Origin of the sequence: Arthrobacter sp. FX8 (assembly GCF_026723805.1) — a bacterium.
GTDB lineage: Bacteria > Actinomycetota > Actinomycetes > Actinomycetales > Micrococcaceae > Arthrobacter.
Genome location: NZ_CP113505.1, coordinates 1,234,248 through 1,250,957, shown reverse-complemented (window position 1 = coordinate 1,250,957; position 16,710 = coordinate 1,234,248). Strand labels below are relative to the sequence as shown.

Below are 16,710 nucleotides of genomic sequence, written 5' to 3'. Positions count from 1 at the left end.
ACGCGTTTCGACGGCCGGGCTACGGCCGGGCGAAACCGGGACCCATCCAAAATGGCCCGCGCAAATTCCATTACCCCTCCGCAGCAAACTTGAAAATATGGAGAGTTCAATGAAGACCTCAAAAGAAGCCATCGGCAGTCCGCACCCTACGGGGCTTTCCGAAGCGCCGGGGCGCCCTCGCCGCAACGTCAATATGGTGGCGGGCACGATCGGCCACTTCGTGGAGTGGTACGACTGGTACATCTATGGGCTGCTCGCAGCAGTGTTCTCAACCCAGATATTTCCAAGCGATTCCCCGTTCGCATCCCTCATCGCAGCACTCCTCACCTACGCGGTCGGGTTTGTTGTGCGCCCGCTCAGCGGAGTCATCATCTCTCCGCTGGCTGACCGTTTCGGCCGACGGCGTATCCTCACACTGTCCATCTCCGGCATGGCGATGGGTGCGCTGATCATCGGCCTCACACCGTCATTTGCGACCATCGGCTATGCAGCACCGATCCTTTTCCTGGTGGCACGCGTTCTCCAGGGAATCTCCGCCGGCAGCGAGGCGCAGAGCGCCATCGCCTTCATGGTCGAACACGCTCCCGCAAACCGGAGGGGCCTGTTCGGTTCCTTCTCCAACACTGCCAGCGGCCTGGCGACTCTCGCAGCGACCGGCGCCGCGGCAATGGTGACGTCAGCCTTTGCCCCAGCTGACCTGGCCGCGTGGGGTTGGCGCATCCCGTTCATCGCGGGCGGCCTTCTCGGCGTCGTCGGCCTCATCTTGAGGGCCCGGGCAGAAGAGACCCCCGAGTTTGAAGCAACTGCCCTCGTCGATCAAAAGTCCGCAGCGGCCCGCATGATGGACCTGCTCCGCGAACACCCCAAGGCACTGCTCCAGGCAGCAGCACTCTCTGCCCCGGCCGTGGCCTACTACACCTGGGCCACCTTCCTTCCCACTTACGCCAAGCTGACCAGCGGCCGGGACCTGGCCTCCACCCTGACGGGGAACGTTATCGGACTGGCCCTGCTCGTCGTCATCGTGCCGGTCTGCGGTGCACTCTCTGATCGACTCGGCCGACGCAAAATCTTCCCCATCGTCGGAGCCATCGGCATGATCGTCCTCTTCTACCCTCTGCTCCTTCTGCTGAACCAGCCAGGCTTCGGCGTCTACGTCCTGGTATCGGCCTCCGGTTGGGTGGTTCTCGCTATCTGGCAGGCCGTCTACCCGACCATCCAAGCCGAACTGTTCCCTGCTGCGGTGCGGGTATCGGGCATCGGGTTCGCGCATCAAATCGTGATCGCAGTCTTCGGCGGCACGGCGCCGTTGATCGCCGCTGCATTCGTCGGCGCCGGCCAACCCATGTTGGTCGCGGTCTACATGATCGTTATTGTTGCTCTCTGCCTTATCGTGTACTTCACCCTCCCGGAGACCGGTAGCCGGGCCGGACGCGCCACCGTGGCCCTTGCTGACGCTGAGGTACTCGAAGGCGAGCACCTGCTGCTGGGCACTTCGCCGACCACCCAGGAGACAAAGCGTTCCCGGTAGCCACCCTTGTCCCTGGGACGTTGTGGCGGCTCGACCGGGCAGAAGGGGCGGGTCTACCCCGCTGGCCCGGTCGAGCCGCCCGGCGCGTTTCGATCCCTTCCGCAGGATAGACACCCACGGCGCGTTGTAAGCGGAACACTTCTTCTCCAGAGTCGAAGAGCAGAAAGGATGCCTTCAAGTGAGCCAAATGATTATCAATACTTTCTCCTACCTATGGTCTGCTACGGCGATCGATGCGATAGCTGAATTGGTGGACCACGGGTATGAAACCTTCGAAGTCCCGATCAGCTCACCGCATTGCTGGCCGGATGACATGTCCTACCAGGAGCGTTCGGCGACTCATGCCAGGCTCAAAGAATACGGCGCCAAAATCAGGTCGCTGAACGCCGGCGGGTATGACATCAATCTGGCCAGCCCGGGCGCCAATATGCGACGCAAAAGCATCGAGCACATCAAAGCGGTGATCGACCTGGCCGCAGCCTGGGATGTCCCCGACGTCGTGATATCCCCCGGTACACGGCGCCCCATGATCTCACCGTCACTCGAAAAGACCTACGGGTGGATGTACGAGAGTCTGGAGAATCTCATCCCGCTGGCCAAGCAGGCCGGCACCCGACTACTTTTCGAAAACACCCCCTACTGCTACACCCCTACCATCGAGGACCTGGCAGGCGTCGTCAGCACCATCAACGACGAAGCGGTGAAGATCGTGTACGACGTCGCCAACGCTGCCTACATCCGAGAAGACCCTGTAGAAAGTCTGCGCTCCCACCACCACGCAATAGGACTGGTGCATATATCCGATACGGGCACCGAAACCTGGGGCCATGATCCAATCGGCACTGGAATGATCGACTGGCGCGGACTGGGTAAGGCCGTCAAGGAAACATGTGGAGTCGATAACGTAGTCCTTGAGATCATCCGGGAAGAAAACCCTGTACAGGAATTCAAGAAAGCAATGCAGGACCTCAAAAATCAAGGCTGGGAACTGGAAAGCTGACTTCCCGCATCGCGAATAGCGTTGCGCCCCGAGTAGGTTTTATTTAGATATGCAGGCGGGTTCCAGGTCGGAGTGAACTGCAAAGCGACGCAAGTTTGTAGTCCATGGCTGCCGATCAAAACCCGCAGCCAACAATGATCCCTGTAAGACCCAGTTGAAAGGAATGTGTGCAATGAGAGCACTCGTCAGTGGCGGAACGAGCGGCATAGGCGCAGCTGCATGCGTGAGAATCGCGGAGGCGGCTCTAGCAAGAGGCGAGCACCCAATGATTGCAGTGGCTGGACAGGAAGCCAACAGCAGCCAGGAACAAGTCGTTCGGTCAATCCAGACAATGGGCGGCACAGCCATCGCATTGGCAGGCGACCTCGGTGATCCCAATGTTCCAAGCCAACTGGTGGAAGCTGCGGCAACCAAATTCGGTGGCCTCGACACGTTGATAGCCAACGCCGGAATCGCCAACCCTGGCGCCATCTGTGACGTGTCCCTCGAAGACTGGGACAACATGTTCTCCGTCAACCTCCGAGGCGCCTGGCTTCTAGCTAAAGCAAGCTACCCGCACTTGAAGCAGAGCCGCGGTGCCGCTTGTTTCACCTCTTCAATGTCCGGCCAGCAGCCGCACGCCGGATCCGGCGCTTACAGCCCCAGCAAGGCCGCGTTGACCATGCTGGCCCAAACACTCGCATTGGAATGGGCGCCTGACGGAATCCGCGTAAATGTGGTCTCCCCCGGCATGACCCACACACGCATGACTGAAAAAATGTATGAAGACCCTCAAATCAAAAAGGCAAGGGAAGGTATTGTCCCGCTGGCAAGAATTGGCGAACCCATGGACATTGCCAACGTGATCGAATTTCTTGTCAGCCCGCTTTCTGGTTATGTCACCGGACAAGACATCTGTGTTGACGGCGGCTTCTCCAAGTCTATTCTCAGCCACATTCCTGGTCGACCCAGCTCCAAATCCTGAAGCCCGGGCTGTGCCGGCACCCCCGAAAGTGACGTAGCCGTCGCCCCAATGCGGCAGCCCCACCACCGGCGACGCCATACCCAGGCGATGCCGTGACCGGCAGTAGCGGGCAGAGAACGGTAGCACTCGGGACGATCCCGCTCGGCCGGCCCGGCGGTGACGGCGCCCGCCGCCGTACCGCCCGGGAAGCTGACGGTAGCAGGCCTTGCCCGACGAGTCCCTACTGCCACACCGGTCTCACTAAGTGCGGTGATCCAGCCCGGCGACGACCCTAGAGCCCGTCCGATAAGACGCAAGTGCTTCAGGTAAGAGTCTTCTGGGCGTGTCGCGCCCTCAGTTGCTCTCGGATCCCCAGTGGTCGCTGATCGGAGTTACCGCCACAGCCGACGCGTCGGAAAGTCCGCAGCAGCCCTCAACAGGAGAGCGCCCCACAAAAGGACCCCAACTTGAATCAAGCGGCCAGACCACTTATCCCGGAGCAGCGCCGTCAGGAACTTCTGCGGCTACTGCGGCGAGAAGGCGTACTCAGCATCCGTAGCCTCACCGATTACATGAGCGTTTCCCATATGACCGTCCGACGCGATATCACTGCCTTGGAAAATTCAGGACAAGTCGTCTCCGTACAGGGCGGAGCCCGTCTCGCGGAACGGACAGGCAATGCCTTTCCCGGGGAGCGGGAGTTCACTGCCCAACTCGAATTGCCCCGCAAGCAGGCCATTGCACAACTCGCCGCCCGGTTCGTTGAGGACGACATGGTGATCTTCCTGGACGCCGGCACCACCGGCCAGTCGGTGGTAAGTTACCTCGGCGCGCGCAAGAATCTCACGGTCGTCACCAACAACTTTCACGTCGTGACCAGCTTCTACGCCCACCCGCACATCCAGGTCATTCACACCGGGGGCGCCGTAGATCCATCCAGCGGTTCCAGCGAGGGACGCATCGCAGCCGACACAATCAAAGGCGTCAACATCGACTTGTCCTTCCTCAGCACCGGAACCTGGAACATGCAGCGAGGGGTCACAACCCCATCAATGGACAAAGTGGAAGTCAAACTCGCCGCCCTCCAAGCCTCCACCTCCTCATTTCTTCTGGGCGACAGCACCGAGTTTGGAACGGTCTCAAAATTCCGCGTCGCCGCGATTGGGAAACTGGATGCAGTCGTCACTGACGAACAGCTCTCCCAGGAAATACAGGAGAATATCCGCGATCTCGGTGTTGCAGTCCATGCGGCTTGCCTGAGCAAGCGCAGCTTTCTGTAGGCGCGACCCTTCGAATCGAGGTTATCCAGATAAATCACACCCGACCCGGCGTCAGTCAGGTTGGGGTGCCACAGTCAGACTTGAGTCCAATTCGGACTTCTTGGGTACGGACTTCGAGACGACTTATGTTCCAAACTGGAACTCTTACGCGTCTGGCAAGCAGGCACGGCGGTTACGTGACGAGTGCCGTCCGCAGTCTAGGGAAGCCCTTCCGCAGCACCGCCGTTGCAACCTTGCCGGCAGGGTGATTCCCTGATTGCTCCCGGTCTCGCAATTTGCAAGTCAAACCAGTTGCCCCGAGATGACCCCGTTCTGAAAGCGACGGCTAACTCTTATAGATCCCCCCACGGCGGCCTCTAAAGGCGAAGAACCAACACGAAGCCGCAAGTAGCCGCCCTCGGCCACGACGCAAATATGCACGTTCCAACCTTCTAGCTGGCGGTAAGGTCGCCACCAATGGTCGACGTCGCATCCAGGACAATCGGTGCCGATGTGAGTAGTGGCTGTGGCTCCCCGGGGGCGGAGGTCCTGGGCAGCACCTCTCGGATGGCGTCCAGCGCCAGGAGCCCCAATGAAGCGGCATCCGGCACCCGCCCACAAAAGCACACGTAAGTGTGGACAGTGTCCACACCCTCTTTGACAGGACAAATGTCGGCGCATTGCCGCCTCGGGCCGTCCTGAACCTGCTTCTACAAAAACCCTAGGTCGAGGTCGTAGCAGTCATGTCGTTCCCACTCCCCCGGCTACATGAGTAGGTGTAGGCCACCCGGGTTTACCCAATAGAACCGGAACGAGGAACCTCAAGAACCCAGTCACAGCAGGCGGAAGGCCCACCAGCCAGGGACCTGAACCGCCACCCCACACACGTGCATAGGCTCCGCGGCAGCCAGGCCAAAGCCCGCGAACCATCCGTCAGAGACGCCTCAGCGCAAGCTTTGTCAACACATAAAAGCAAAATCGCCTCTGACGAGGGACTATGCCGTGCCCGAGGTGGGACTCGAACTACATTCCCGGCCCCGCAAACACTGAGAACCCGCGAAAACATGCGGAATCCGGAGCAGTTCGATGGATGTACGACCCATTCTGAAGCTGAAAGTGTGGACATTGTCCACACCCCTTTCGGGGGCGCGGTAGGACTACCGGGGCAGCAGATGCCTGGAAATCTGGGCGGCAGCGTTCGGGCCAGCTCGGCCGACACATCCCGCCAACCGATCCCGCAGCGGTATCGGTATATAAGGCCAAAGACCACCCGCCGGTCGTTCCGGACGGGGCGACCCCGGCGACCGATAGAAGCCGGCAGCAACGGCTAAATAGGAGCCCCTTTCCCATCAGTCAAAACATAGAAACACGAGACACCCATCACACATTCCGGGCAACCGCCTCAGGACTTGGGAGACATGCCCTAGCGGCGTTCGAAGGTTCCCGTCAGCCTCGCCCGGCCCAAAGTGTGGGTGGAGAGCGCGGATTGCAGGGCGGCCGCTGTGTCATCAGTGCGAAGGTCCAGCCGCTCAACATCCACGGCATGGACCACCAGCAAATACCGGTGCTGACCGTGCCCGGGAGGAGGGGCAGCTCCCACGAAACCGGCAAATCCGGCATCGTTCTTCAATTGCACTGCACCAGACGGTAACCGGGAGTTGTCCCGGGAACCTGCACCGGCCGGGAGGGAGGTGACGTTTGCCGCGATGTTCACCACACCCCAATGCCAGTAGCCCCCGCCTGGGGCATCGGGGTCGAAAACGGTGACTGCGTAGCTCCTGGTTCCCTCGGGCGCGCCCGACCAAGTGAGCTGGGGCGATTCGTCCCGCCCACCGGCTCCCAGCACGGCGCTGCGTTGGGCTTCCGGAAGAACCTGGCCATCCTCGAAGGATTCGCTGATGACTTCGAAGGACTTGATCCCGGATGTTGGTGCAAATGGATCATACGTTTTCATGGCTGCCTTTCAGTTGCTGTCAAGCTCCGCACCCATCAGTTCGATCGAAACGAGGCCACTGACGGCTCTCATACCGGCGCTGGCCCAATCCTGAATCTGAGTTTGGTGCTAACACGATACGGGTAAACAATGAGCCACGGGACTAAGCATCTGCCCGTACTCCCCCATGCCGTCAGAGTCACTGCAGAAAACGGAAAACGCTGTTCCCGTCCGGGAGAACCGGACAGGTCGGATGATGATCTGCTGTGAAATACGCTTGGCGACGGGATCGGGGTCGTTGAAGTGTGGCGGGAGTGCCACACACAATGCAGACAAGTCCGCGCCGTATTGCACGCTGCCTGTGTGCATGCATCCGTTCAAGATCCTGTTCGTCCCATTCAAGTCCGTCTATTACACAGAACGCGGCTCTCATGCGATTACACGGTGGGATAGTTGGGGCCGCGAAAAAGAGGGCCCTTTTGCAACTGTTGACGGATTGGAGTCGCCACCGCCAGCTTGTCCGAGCCTGATCAGGGTGACGGAATCTGCATTATCGGCATTCTGACTTGGCAGAGGAGAAGCCCAGAAAAGGCCTTCCGGCCTGTAGCTACGACCACGTGCATCTTCCTTGGTCACCGTCGGCCCAAAGCGGGTAAAAGTCAGAAAGGACGGCCGGCGCCACGGCGCGCATCGTTATCAAGTTCTTCTGTGCGCTGGTAACCCGACAAGGGTCCCTCGACGGACTACCACCCGGGATCTGTCTTGGGTGAGAGCATCAAGAGCAACACTTCCATTCATCGGAGACAGTTGTTAACGCCAACCGAAAATAGGGCCAGTTTTGCCGATTGAAAACAGGGCCACGGGTTGCTGTTCTATTGTGCCTGAAGCTGGGTTTTTGTCTTGTTCCGGAGCCGGTAGCTGCTGCCGGTGAGGTTCAGGACTTCTGCGTGGTGAACGATCCGGTCGATCATCGCCGAGGCCACTGTCGCGTCGCTGAAGACTTCGCCCCATCTGCTGAAGGCGAGGTTGCTGGTAAGCACCAGGGAGGCGTGTTCGTAGCGGGATGAGACCAGCTGGAAGAACAGGTTGGCCGAGTCCTGGTCGAAGGGAATGTAGCCGACTTCGTCAACGATAAGCAGTTTGTATCTACGCAGCTTGGCCAGTTCCTGAGGCAGGCGGCCGCGGTCGTGCGCTTCGGCCAGTCTCGATACCCACCCGGTCGCGGTGTCGAACAGGACGCGATGCCCGGCGCGCGCGGCCCGGATCCCGATCCCGACGGCCAGATGGGTCTTGCCGGTGCCAGGGGGACCGAGCAAGACCACGTTCTTGGCTTCCTCCAGGAAGACCCCGGTGCCCAGATGCAACGAGGTTCCGGTCCGCGGCAGGCTGATGGTCGAAGTTGAACTCCTCCAGCAGCTTGTGTCCGGGGAACCTCGCGGCCCTGATCCGCAAGGCGGCCCCGGAAGCCTCACGTTCGGCGACCTCGCGGGAGAGGACAGCAGCTAGGTATTCCTCGTCTGACCAGCCTGCCTCCCGAGCCCGGTCACCGAGGGACCGGTAACCATCGGCGACCCGCGGAGCGCGCAGTGCGCGGGCGTAGTACTCGATGTCCTTCACCGCAGCGCTCACCGGCCTGCCCCGGAGAGCTCGCGGGCATCGTCGGGCATGGCGACGCCGAACAGTTCGTCATAGATCGACAGGTCCCGTTCCTCCACCACCGTGGACCGTCCGGCCTTGACGCTGCGGTGGACCCGTCGGAGGGAGGCGGCCTTGTCCACGTGCCCGGGGTCGGTGAATATCTGGTGCCTGGCCCACCGCCGCTCGTGGCTGGCAAGCAGCCGGCCGTCTGCGCTCACGGTCACTCTTTCCAGGTCGGCTTCGACGTTCACGATCCGCCCGATGGCGCCGGGGTCCACGGAATAGTCGTTGGAGAAGACCCCGCACGTAGTAGTCCCGTGGCAGCCGGACGCTGCTACGGAAGGCGAACTCGGGCGCCACCGGCGTCAACGGCCGCATTGCGTCCCGGCCCCGGACGAAAAGCTCGGCCGGGCGGCCGTGCCGGGTCCGGGAGTAGCGGGCGTTCGCCCGTGGCAGCCAGTCCGCGAGCTGATCGTTGAAATCCAGCGGTGACCGCGAACGTCCGGCCTGGCATGAAGCCCTGGCGGAAGTAACGGTTCATCCGCTCCACCATGCCCTTGGATTCTGGATCCCGTGGCGGCAACTGCCGGATCTCGCAGCCCAGCACGCCGGCGAACGCCGCCGCCGGCTCGGTCAGTCGGCCCTGGCCGATCCCTGATTCGTTGTCCCAGACCAGCTGCTTGGGCACTGCACCGGCCCCCTGCAGCAGCGACCACATCCCGCCCAGCAGATCAAAGGTCGTGCGGGTCGGCAGCATCCTGGCCTGGATGTATCCGGAGAACGCGCTCGTCATTACCAACACCGAAGGCTTGCCCTCCTGTCCGCGACCCAAGGGCAGCGGCTCATGGGGAAACCATAAATCGCACTGCATCGCCTGGCCCGGTTCATGGACCAGTCGGTCCACCGGATCCGCCGGCATGTACTCGGGCCGGAGTCCACGGACCTTGTCCCGGAACAAGGATGCAGAGCCCGTCCAGCCGACGCGTTCGGCCAGTGCCGAGGCCGGCATCGTCGGCGTCTGTACCAACAAGGACCGTACCTGCGCAGCGTAAGCATCAAAACTCGAACCGGCGGGCTTCCGCTCATACTTCGGTGGCCGCTCCGCCTCCAACGCCCGGTCTACCGTCCCCCGGGAGACTCCGAGCTGTTTAGCCAGCTCCCTCTTGGAGATCTTCTCCGTCGCGTATCGGTGGCGTATCCGCGCCCAAACATCCAATGTGATCACCTTCCATAATGGTCAGTGGCCTCATTTTCAGTTGGCGTTATTGGCCCTATTTTCGGTTGGCGTCAACAACAGTTGATTAGTCCAAGCCCAGTCTGCGAATTGAAGTGGCGACTAACTGTTCAGGAAAGCCCGTCCTACGGGCTAGCTCAGTTACCCCGATGATCCTGACGGCTTCACGCGGCGACTCGTAATGTTTGAACGATGCAATTTCCAGTACCGCTCTCCCTACGGTCTCGGCGGCGGCCTCCGCCCCAGAGGCAAGCCTGCCTCGCGCGGGTCCGGGGGCAAAAGGTCGGTCAGGAACTCCCGCGTTGTATTCAGGTGATGTCAAGTACTCAAAATCATCGGCGATGTCCACTTCTTCATGGAGCCAGCGGTCAGTTGCCCGCATAATATCCATAGCGGCGGTCCAGCGTAACCAGGGGCCCGGAATGCGTATCAACGGTGCGATCCGTTGCGCGGGGGAGTCTGCCAACAGCACGCCAGGGTGCGCCCTATTGGCGGGCAGCAAGCATGCTCGGTAAGAACGCTCCAACATTGGAGGCCAGCTCACCTCGATGCCATTCAGGTCTCGTTCAGGAAGGGCCGCTGCGAGAGCCATAACATCAGGATGATCGCCAATAAGGTGTTCGAGATTGCGCACTACAGTCTGTACGAGCTCGGGGTCGGGTGAGGGCCCCATCATCAGCGTGTGTAAACCGAGGACGCCCAGTATCGGGTTCCTGAACTTGCCGTATAGAAGCATCTCGGTGGTGAACCGATCGATAGAATCGGTTCCGTCTCGGAGGCCCGCGAGGGCCGCTTCAGTGGCGGCCGCCTCAATGTCGTCAGGATGCCACATGCTGCCCAAATCCGTCATATGAACCGATAGCCCCCTCGAATCTGGTCCGAAGCTGGTATTAGGGACGAAGACAATGGTTTGCCACCCAGGCGAGAGCCATATCGTCTGATCGACCCATTCAGGTTCTGGCGAACCTCGCATACTGGTGCGCAGGATGTAGGGCCCTGGCTTCAACCTGCCTAGGCATCCCGCGGCGTCGCCACGTTCGTCGTAGATCCAATCGGAAGTCAGCTCCGGCACTTTATTGAACTCACCATCAAGTAGCTCAAGAAGGCCGGTCTGCAAGGGAGCCGGCTGTTGTCCGCCCAAGTTCCTAAGTATGAGAACGACGCCGGCGTCTGGTCCCCCTACTTGGCTCAGTTGGCCGCTAAGCTCATACGCCAGCCTTCCACGGTCTTCATAGGGTGCCCCCGGTTTGTGGACTGGTGCTGCAGTAGCGAACTGCACACTGAGGTCTTGCCTTTCCTCGGAATCAGGTCGAACGGTGATGAGGCGTCTTGTGGATGCTGACCCAATCCGCCCCTCGACCATATAGACACCAGCGGCCAGGGGCTCCCGGTACCAATCGTTCCTACTTATGACGGGCTGAAGGCCGCTATCCAGCACCGTGATCTGAACTCCTGGGGTTGCGCTGGTCAGCGTCAACCATCCCTTCTCAGAGCTGGACATCGCGCGCTCCCGTAACCGTAAATTCTGGGTGTGCCAGTCCTGAGGTGTCCCAGGTGCCAGGAATATACACCCCATAAAGCCCGGGCGGGAGACTAAGCACCCACGGAGTTGGCGCCCCTTCGTACCTCAGGCGTTCACCACCATTAGTGAGGAGCTCCACCGGCTCTGACCACCCCGCAGGGAAACGCAACCTTATCTCATATTTATGAGGGCGCTGCAGTGCCACTGCCGAGCTTTGACGGCTCGGAAAGAGGATCGGACGGGCGGGTTCCTCAGGCATTTGCACCCGCTGCTGAATGCGCTTGCCGGCAGTCGACTGTTGAACAGCCAGATTCACATATCTGGTCAACGTCGTTGAAGAGATGGCCTGATAATCTGGGTCAATGGAGGCCGCCCCACGAAGGCCCTGGAGCACCGCCTTGGTAAAGTACCCACGTCGCTCATCTGCCGGGACTCCTGCTTCCACTGACTCGTAGGCCGGGTCCCCTGGTCCTGCTGCATACCCCATCAGCGAGTAGACCCGTGACCCTAGCTCGGCTGGATCATCGAAGGGAACTACCGACCGGGGGACCTGCGGAAACCAGTTCCGACAACAATCGGCAAAAATGACAAGCTCGCTGAAAATACCGGATTTCTTGTACCAGTCAGCGTATACGCCCAGTTCGAAGTTTTCGTACATCCCGCGCCGGGCGTCCGCGAGCAGTAGGGCACATTCACCACCTGAAGGCATAATGCCGTGTCCGGCGACATAGAGGTAGAGTCGCGACTGTGCCCGGCGCTCCTTGACGCTGCCAATGTCGTCGCTTGCCTTCTCATTTGTCATCTCAAGAAGCCGGTCGATTTCTCTCTTGATGGGGCGACCATCATAGGGGCTATCCATGGCGATAGCAATGTCAGGACTCTTGGCCACGCGCATGTTTTCCAACGAGACCCCGCCGTCGGTCGTTAGCCAGTCGCAAAAGTCTGCGGCATCAACCAGTGGTCCCTCGAGATTGCCCACTCCCGGGTACCGGCTGATACCCACGACAACGGCATAGTGGTATAGGTTCATGGCACGTTCTCTAACAAGTAAGCGATGCTCTCCAGAACGAGCGGATCGTCATCAAAAGCGCCATGAGATAGAGCACCGGCGCGCCGACCTAGTGGCGCATCCAGCGGAGATGGAGAAAGAATTACACGCTCATCGGTAAGGAACTTCCGTCCCGCAGCAAGATCAGTCCGGTTGGAGTAGCTAGAAGCTCTGTAACGCGCCATCCCTATAAGCGGCATAACTCCCGACTTTCCGTCCCTGTCGCGCTCTACAACGCCCGAGACGAAATACAACAAGGAGCGCGGATATGCTGGCCCTAGGAGTTGGTCAGCCTGCTCCGATTCGTCCGTCATAGTGATAACGCGCATCTCGCTAATGAGATTCTCATAGTTCTCAACGCCCGCCGTGAAGCGCTCATAGGTTGCGGCGGGAGCTAGAAGAATCACTCGTATTTTCTGATCATCCGGCCAGATCCGGTACCCTTCCGCGCGGCCCTTGACCAGCTCCGAAAGAAGATTATCGATGTATACAGCTCCCGTGCTGTGGCCGACCAAAGTAATATCCACTTGTGCGTTGCCTGTTAGGGCTTCCGCAATGCCATCTACAAGGAGTCGCCCACCACGGCCGGTGCCGACGAAAGTGTCACTAGTCTCATTCTTCATCGCGGTCCAGACCGCCGCGCCGGCATTGGCTACGTAGAATTCGCGAAGAATCTCCTCGACGACAGTCGGATACACGCCATGATCATCCGAAATGAGAAAACGCCGGATGACACGAGCAAAGACAGCCGCTGCCTTTCGGGCGACAACCACCATGCTGATGACCCCACGATCTCCCTCCCCGTTTGGTGATGGATCGATCTCCGCAAGGGCAGTAGGATCGATGAGACTCGACCTGGATGCCCTCCGCGCAACGGTGGCCCCCTCGCTCCTTCCTCCACTATTTCTGGGTGCCGCTCGGCCACGACCTGTGAAACCGCCGCGCGCAAGTCGCCGTCTACCTGGATGACTCGTTCAAACTGTTGCCGTTCTTCGTTTGCGACCTCGGACAGGAGGCCGTCTTGGAGCTCGTCTCGGTATGGCTCACTCCCGATCAGCCTCTTGGCAAGTTCTTCGTCGACATCCAAAATTTTTGGCGTCATTACTACACCGGCAGCACGCTGCCCCTCCTCTTGCCAGAATTTCCCAACGGTAAACTGCAGCACCCTTCTTAGCAGTCCGTTGAAAAGTTCCTCCTTGAAGATTTCATCCAGGTTGTGGGATATCACCTCCAAGAGGCCGCTCTGCCAAACCATGAACACTGGGTAGGCGCCAGCCCCCTATAGATAGGGGTAAGCCGATCGGCAGTCTCTACTCCGGCAGCCTTATTCACTAGCCCACCGTGTATATGGATAACAAGCTTGCCCTTTTTGCATGCTTTGGACAGTATTTGGCTGATTTCGTCCGGCTTTACTCCGTCGAGTTCGCCATTGCGTGTAGTGGCAATTACATGTTCTTCGGGCATATCCGCCTCATTTCGTGTGGATCCCGCCTCATTTCGTGTGGATCCCGCGGAGCCTTATAAATGGCATCAGAATCGGCCGTGAAAGCTTAAAGATCAAGACTTATAGGCTTGGAGCAGAAGACCGATTGCAACTAACATGCTGAAAACGCGTCTTGGTTATTCGGTGATGCAGGGGGTTTGGCCCGGGCTATGCCTACCGTCCACCACCAGGTTGAGCGGTTGTTGGCTGCTCAGTTGGAGCCACGGCTGGCGTGTCTGCCCCGATCCTCCGATTGCTCGTCACTACTCGGGTGAATGGAGTACCGACCGCGGTCGAACTCACCACGATCTCAGCAAACCCCTCGTCGCCGCGATCGCCGATCCCAACTTGGACATAGAGGTGAAGGAACAGCCTCAGGAAGCCGTTGGCCGGGTCCTCCCCTATGGTGTGGCTGAGACGTGCCTTGATTCTTCCGTGCCTCGACATTTTTTCTTTAGATACAATCACCGTCGTGTTGTCGGGAAGGCTCCGAGAGATGTTCCGAAGCTCATTCGGGTGTTCGTGCTCATGGCGGCCTCGGGCGATGTCAAGGGTAAAAGTAGTCGTCTTTCCACGGGGCACCTCCAGTGCCAGCACTATTTCCGCTCTACGCGGGACGGCGCTCCAAGGTCGCTTAGCACCCGGCGCTTCATAGTCGCCGCTTCGATCAAACCGATTCGAGTCGTCCTGCAGGACAAGAATGCGCCACTCATCGTGCTTCACCCCGAAAATCGCCCCTGAACGTCGTTTCCACCAGATAACTTCACAGGGATGGATCTCGGGACGCCGACTATGCCCGCCATCACCAACCCACGGCCCGTACAGACCAAGCTTCTTCCCTACCAAGGGTGATTTTCTGTCATTGTTATTGGGAAACCAGGGATTGGAGTAGTAAGCCTCGTCCGGCGTAATTTCGCATTCGACGCAAAAACCTGAGGGTCCGCGGGTGCGCGCATGCAGATCCTCCCGCTCCTTCTTCGTCATCTTGACTACTACATCATCCAAGATGTACATGTAGGCAGGATCGGGCGCAATCAGTATGTTGAAATCGGCCTCGGCGCCACTACCCGCGGGGTTGAAGAATGCGTATCGGTCGACCTCTCCGACCAACGTGTGCTTCTTGCCGTCCACAGGCGTGTATCCAGGAACTGAGAAGGGCCCAAAACTTCTCTTCGCTGCGCCCATACCAATGTCGTGCCCGTCCGGGTCCTTCACGGCGATGCCCAACTGTGACTCGCTAATTTTCTTCCAAAGGGCATGGGGGAAAGGAGGGGCAACGCCAGCATTCTCTTGGAGAACAGGTAGATCATCACTGAAAAAGGCAGGCATGATTTACTCCTACAACAGCTAACGGCAGTTTCATTCGTGTAAAGGCGCCCGTTATGCACATGGCTATTGGTCGCCGACAAGATGTGAGCGCCGGACGACGCTCCAGAAAGCGAAAGTCGATCATGTTGCTAATTGGCTGCTGGCGTCGCCCCCGCGCCTGAAGTCCCTGTGCGCCATCGATATAGCCAGGACGGCTAGCCCCGCAAAGACTGCGACAAAAACGCGCTCAAGCTGACCTGAGCCTTCGTCGGGCTCCCAACCTGTGAGCATTTCAATCCACATAGGCCAAACAATCGTGGCGAGTGTCAGGGCTACGAATAGGATGGCGAGAGTAAGTTCCAGATAAGGCTTTGCTTTCATTACGTTGCTCCACTGAATCGGATGCGACCTGCGCAGCACGCACTCCTATCGGAGTGCGATTCGCACTTTGAAAAGTTGAGTGAAAGATTGGGCGAAGCCCCCACGACCCTCAGACGGGCGGAAGCATTCTGAAAGAGAAAGCAGGACGACGTGCACACTCTGGCGACCGGCCATACATGATCCAATCCGATGTCCCCCAGCGCCACATCAATATCATCGAACGGAATAACTTAGCATCTTGGCCCGAGCAATTGGGGATGTCAATAGAGCGCGTTGACTCATTGAAAATCTCGGCGTAGCCGGATTCGTTGCCTCATTGGAATACCTCCGCGTAGCGGCGTGGTTGAGGGTGTTGGCGGCGGTTGCGGGCTATGCCCGTTTTCATGGAGCTAACGATGGCCCAGCGCAAGCTGTGACGAAGAAGAAGGCCATGGCGTATCAGACCGCTGACCGAGCGGGGAAGTCCCGGATCCTGGACGAGTTGGTCGAGCGGACCGGATGGCACCGCGACTATGCCCGTGCGGCGCTGCTGGATGCCCTGGTCCCGAAGATCGTCAGGCCACGGCCGGGCAGAACGCCGGTCTTTGGTCCGGACCTGCTGCCGGCGCTGATCAAGTGCTGCGCGCCCCGGCCGGCTGGCTGCTGGCCCCGATGCTGCTGGTGCTGCGCCGCGATGGAGAGCTTGACATCACCGAGGAACAGGCCGGGCTGCTGATGCGGATGAGCGCGGGCACCATCGACCGGAAACTGGCCGGGGAACGGGCCAGACTGATCCCGAGGGGACGGTCCCATACCAATCCGGGCACGCTGCTCAAACCCCAGATCCCGGTCCGCACCTGGGCCGAATGGGAACGACGCGGTCCCGGGCTTTGTCGAGATCGATCTGGTCGGTCACGAGGGCGGCAACGGCTTCGGCGAGTTCTGCTTCACCCTGACGCTGACCGATGTTTGTACCGGGTAGACCGTGAACCGGGCGGTGCGGAATAGGGCCGCCAGATGGGTCTTCGAGGCCCTTGAGCACGTCACCGCCCTGTTCCCGTTCCCCATCACCGGCACGATTCGGACAACGGCTCAGAGTTCATCAACGAACACCTGCTGGCCCACTGCCACGCGCACCAGATCACCTTCACCCACTCCCGGCCGGGAAACAAGAATGACGGAGCGCACGTGGAGCAGAAGAACTGGGCCCAAGGCCGGGAGCTGGTGGGTTACCTGCGCTACGACACGGCCGCCGAGTTGGACAAGCTCAACGAAATGGCCCAGTACGAGACGAAAAGTGTGGACAGTAACCACACCTCCTTTCGGGGCGCTGGAGGACTACCGGGGCACCGCATGCCTGGAAATCTCGGACGCAACGTCCAACAAGTCGATACTGCCCGCGGCGACTCCGACGACGAGTTCGAAGCTTTAATCCGTACTGAAGCCTGGTGATG

Annotated in this window: 13 protein-coding genes and 2 pseudogenes; 6 read left to right on the top strand and 9 right to left on the bottom strand. The window is 59.7% G+C overall.

What is annotated here, in order from left to right:
- Positions 1-109 precede the first annotated feature (109 nt).
- From OUO20_RS05585 to OUO20_RS05570, 4 genes are all read left to right on the top strand, one after another.
- Positions 110-1,528 carry an MFS transporter gene (locus OUO20_RS05585; RefSeq protein ID WP_268003007.1) on the top strand — a complete coding sequence of 473 codons (1,419 nt, stop codon included), beginning with the start codon at positions 110-112 and terminating at the stop codon, positions 1,526-1,528.
- A gap of 187 nt (positions 1,529-1,715) precedes the next feature.
- A complete protein-coding gene (locus OUO20_RS05580) occupies positions 1,716-2,528 on the top strand; it encodes a sugar phosphate isomerase/epimerase family protein (protein WP_268003388.1) in 813 nt (270 codons plus the stop codon).
- Between the two features lie 172 nt (positions 2,529-2,700).
- On the top strand, positions 2,701-3,492 hold the full coding sequence (locus OUO20_RS05575) for an SDR family NAD(P)-dependent oxidoreductase (protein WP_268003006.1): 792 nt from the start codon (positions 2,701-2,703) through the stop codon (positions 3,490-3,492).
- Between the two features lie 446 nt (positions 3,493-3,938).
- Entirely contained in the window at positions 3,939-4,751 is an 813-nt protein-coding gene (locus tag OUO20_RS05570) for a DeoR/GlpR family DNA-binding transcription regulator (protein WP_268003005.1), read from the top strand.
- Between the two features lie 1,195 nt (positions 4,752-5,946).
- On the opposite strand, the pseudogene OUO20_RS21645 reads toward OUO20_RS05570, so the two are convergent.
- The 8 genes and pseudogenes from OUO20_RS21645 to OUO20_RS05535 all read right to left on the bottom strand — a co-directional run.
- Positions 5,947-6,054 (bottom strand): annotated as a pseudogene (locus tag OUO20_RS21645) (IS5/IS1182 family transposase); the annotation flags it as partial.
- Positions 6,055-6,153: 99 nt separating this feature from the next.
- Positions 6,154-6,684: a YbhB/YbcL family Raf kinase inhibitor-like protein gene (locus tag OUO20_RS05565; RefSeq protein ID WP_268003004.1), complete on the bottom strand. Its 531-nt coding sequence runs from the start codon at positions 6,682-6,684 to the stop codon at positions 6,154-6,156.
- 851 nt (positions 6,685-7,535) lie between these two features.
- Positions 7,536-8,292: pseudogene (gene istB / locus OUO20_RS21640) on the bottom strand (IS21-like element helper ATPase IstB).
- Positions 8,289-8,579 (bottom strand): Mu transposase domain-containing protein, encoded by a 291-nt coding sequence (locus OUO20_RS05555; RefSeq protein WP_268003003.1) that lies wholly within the window; start codon positions 8,577-8,579, stop codon positions 8,289-8,291. The pseudogene istB and the gene OUO20_RS05555 overlap by 4 nt, the downstream one beginning before the upstream one ends.
- A gap of 56 nt (positions 8,580-8,635) precedes the next feature.
- The gene (locus OUO20_RS05550; RefSeq protein ID WP_268003002.1) at positions 8,636-9,331 is read right to left on the bottom strand and encodes a hypothetical protein; all 696 of its coding nucleotides are present in this window, start codon (positions 9,329-9,331) and stop codon (positions 8,636-8,638) included.
- A 271-nt stretch (positions 9,332-9,602) separates the two neighbouring features.
- Positions 9,603-10,652 (bottom strand): hypothetical protein, encoded by a 1,050-nt coding sequence (locus OUO20_RS05545; RefSeq protein WP_268003001.1) that lies wholly within the window; start codon positions 10,650-10,652, stop codon positions 9,603-9,605.
- A 370-nt stretch (positions 10,653-11,022) separates the two neighbouring features.
- The gene (locus OUO20_RS05540) at positions 11,023-12,087 is read right to left on the bottom strand and encodes a caspase family protein (protein ID WP_268003000.1); all 1,065 of its coding nucleotides are present in this window, start codon (positions 12,085-12,087) and stop codon (positions 11,023-11,025) included.
- Positions 12,084-12,881: a hypothetical protein gene (locus OUO20_RS05535; RefSeq protein ID WP_268002999.1), complete on the bottom strand. Its 798-nt coding sequence runs from the start codon at positions 12,879-12,881 to the stop codon at positions 12,084-12,086. The genes OUO20_RS05540 and OUO20_RS05535 overlap by 4 nt, the downstream gene beginning before the upstream one ends.
- Positions 12,882-13,126: 245 nt before the next feature.
- Between OUO20_RS05535 and OUO20_RS05530 the strand changes: the two genes are divergently transcribed.
- On the top strand, positions 13,127-13,279 hold the full coding sequence (locus OUO20_RS05530) for a hypothetical protein (RefSeq protein WP_268002998.1): 153 nt from the start codon (positions 13,127-13,129) through the stop codon (positions 13,277-13,279).
- A gap of 483 nt (positions 13,280-13,762) precedes the next feature.
- Here the strand turns inward: OUO20_RS05530 and OUO20_RS05525 are convergent, their stop codons facing one another.
- Positions 13,763-14,917 carry a hypothetical protein gene (locus OUO20_RS05525; RefSeq protein WP_268002997.1) on the bottom strand — a complete coding sequence of 385 codons (1,155 nt, stop codon included), beginning with the start codon at positions 14,915-14,917 and terminating at the stop codon, positions 13,763-13,765.
- A gap of 1,527 nt (positions 14,918-16,444) precedes the next feature.
- Here OUO20_RS05525 and OUO20_RS05520 point away from each other — a divergent pair.
- Positions 16,445-16,708 carry a hypothetical protein gene (locus OUO20_RS05520; RefSeq protein WP_268002996.1) on the top strand — a complete coding sequence of 88 codons (264 nt, stop codon included), beginning with the start codon at positions 16,445-16,447 and terminating at the stop codon, positions 16,706-16,708.
- The last annotated feature ends 2 nt before the right edge of the window (positions 16,709-16,710 follow it).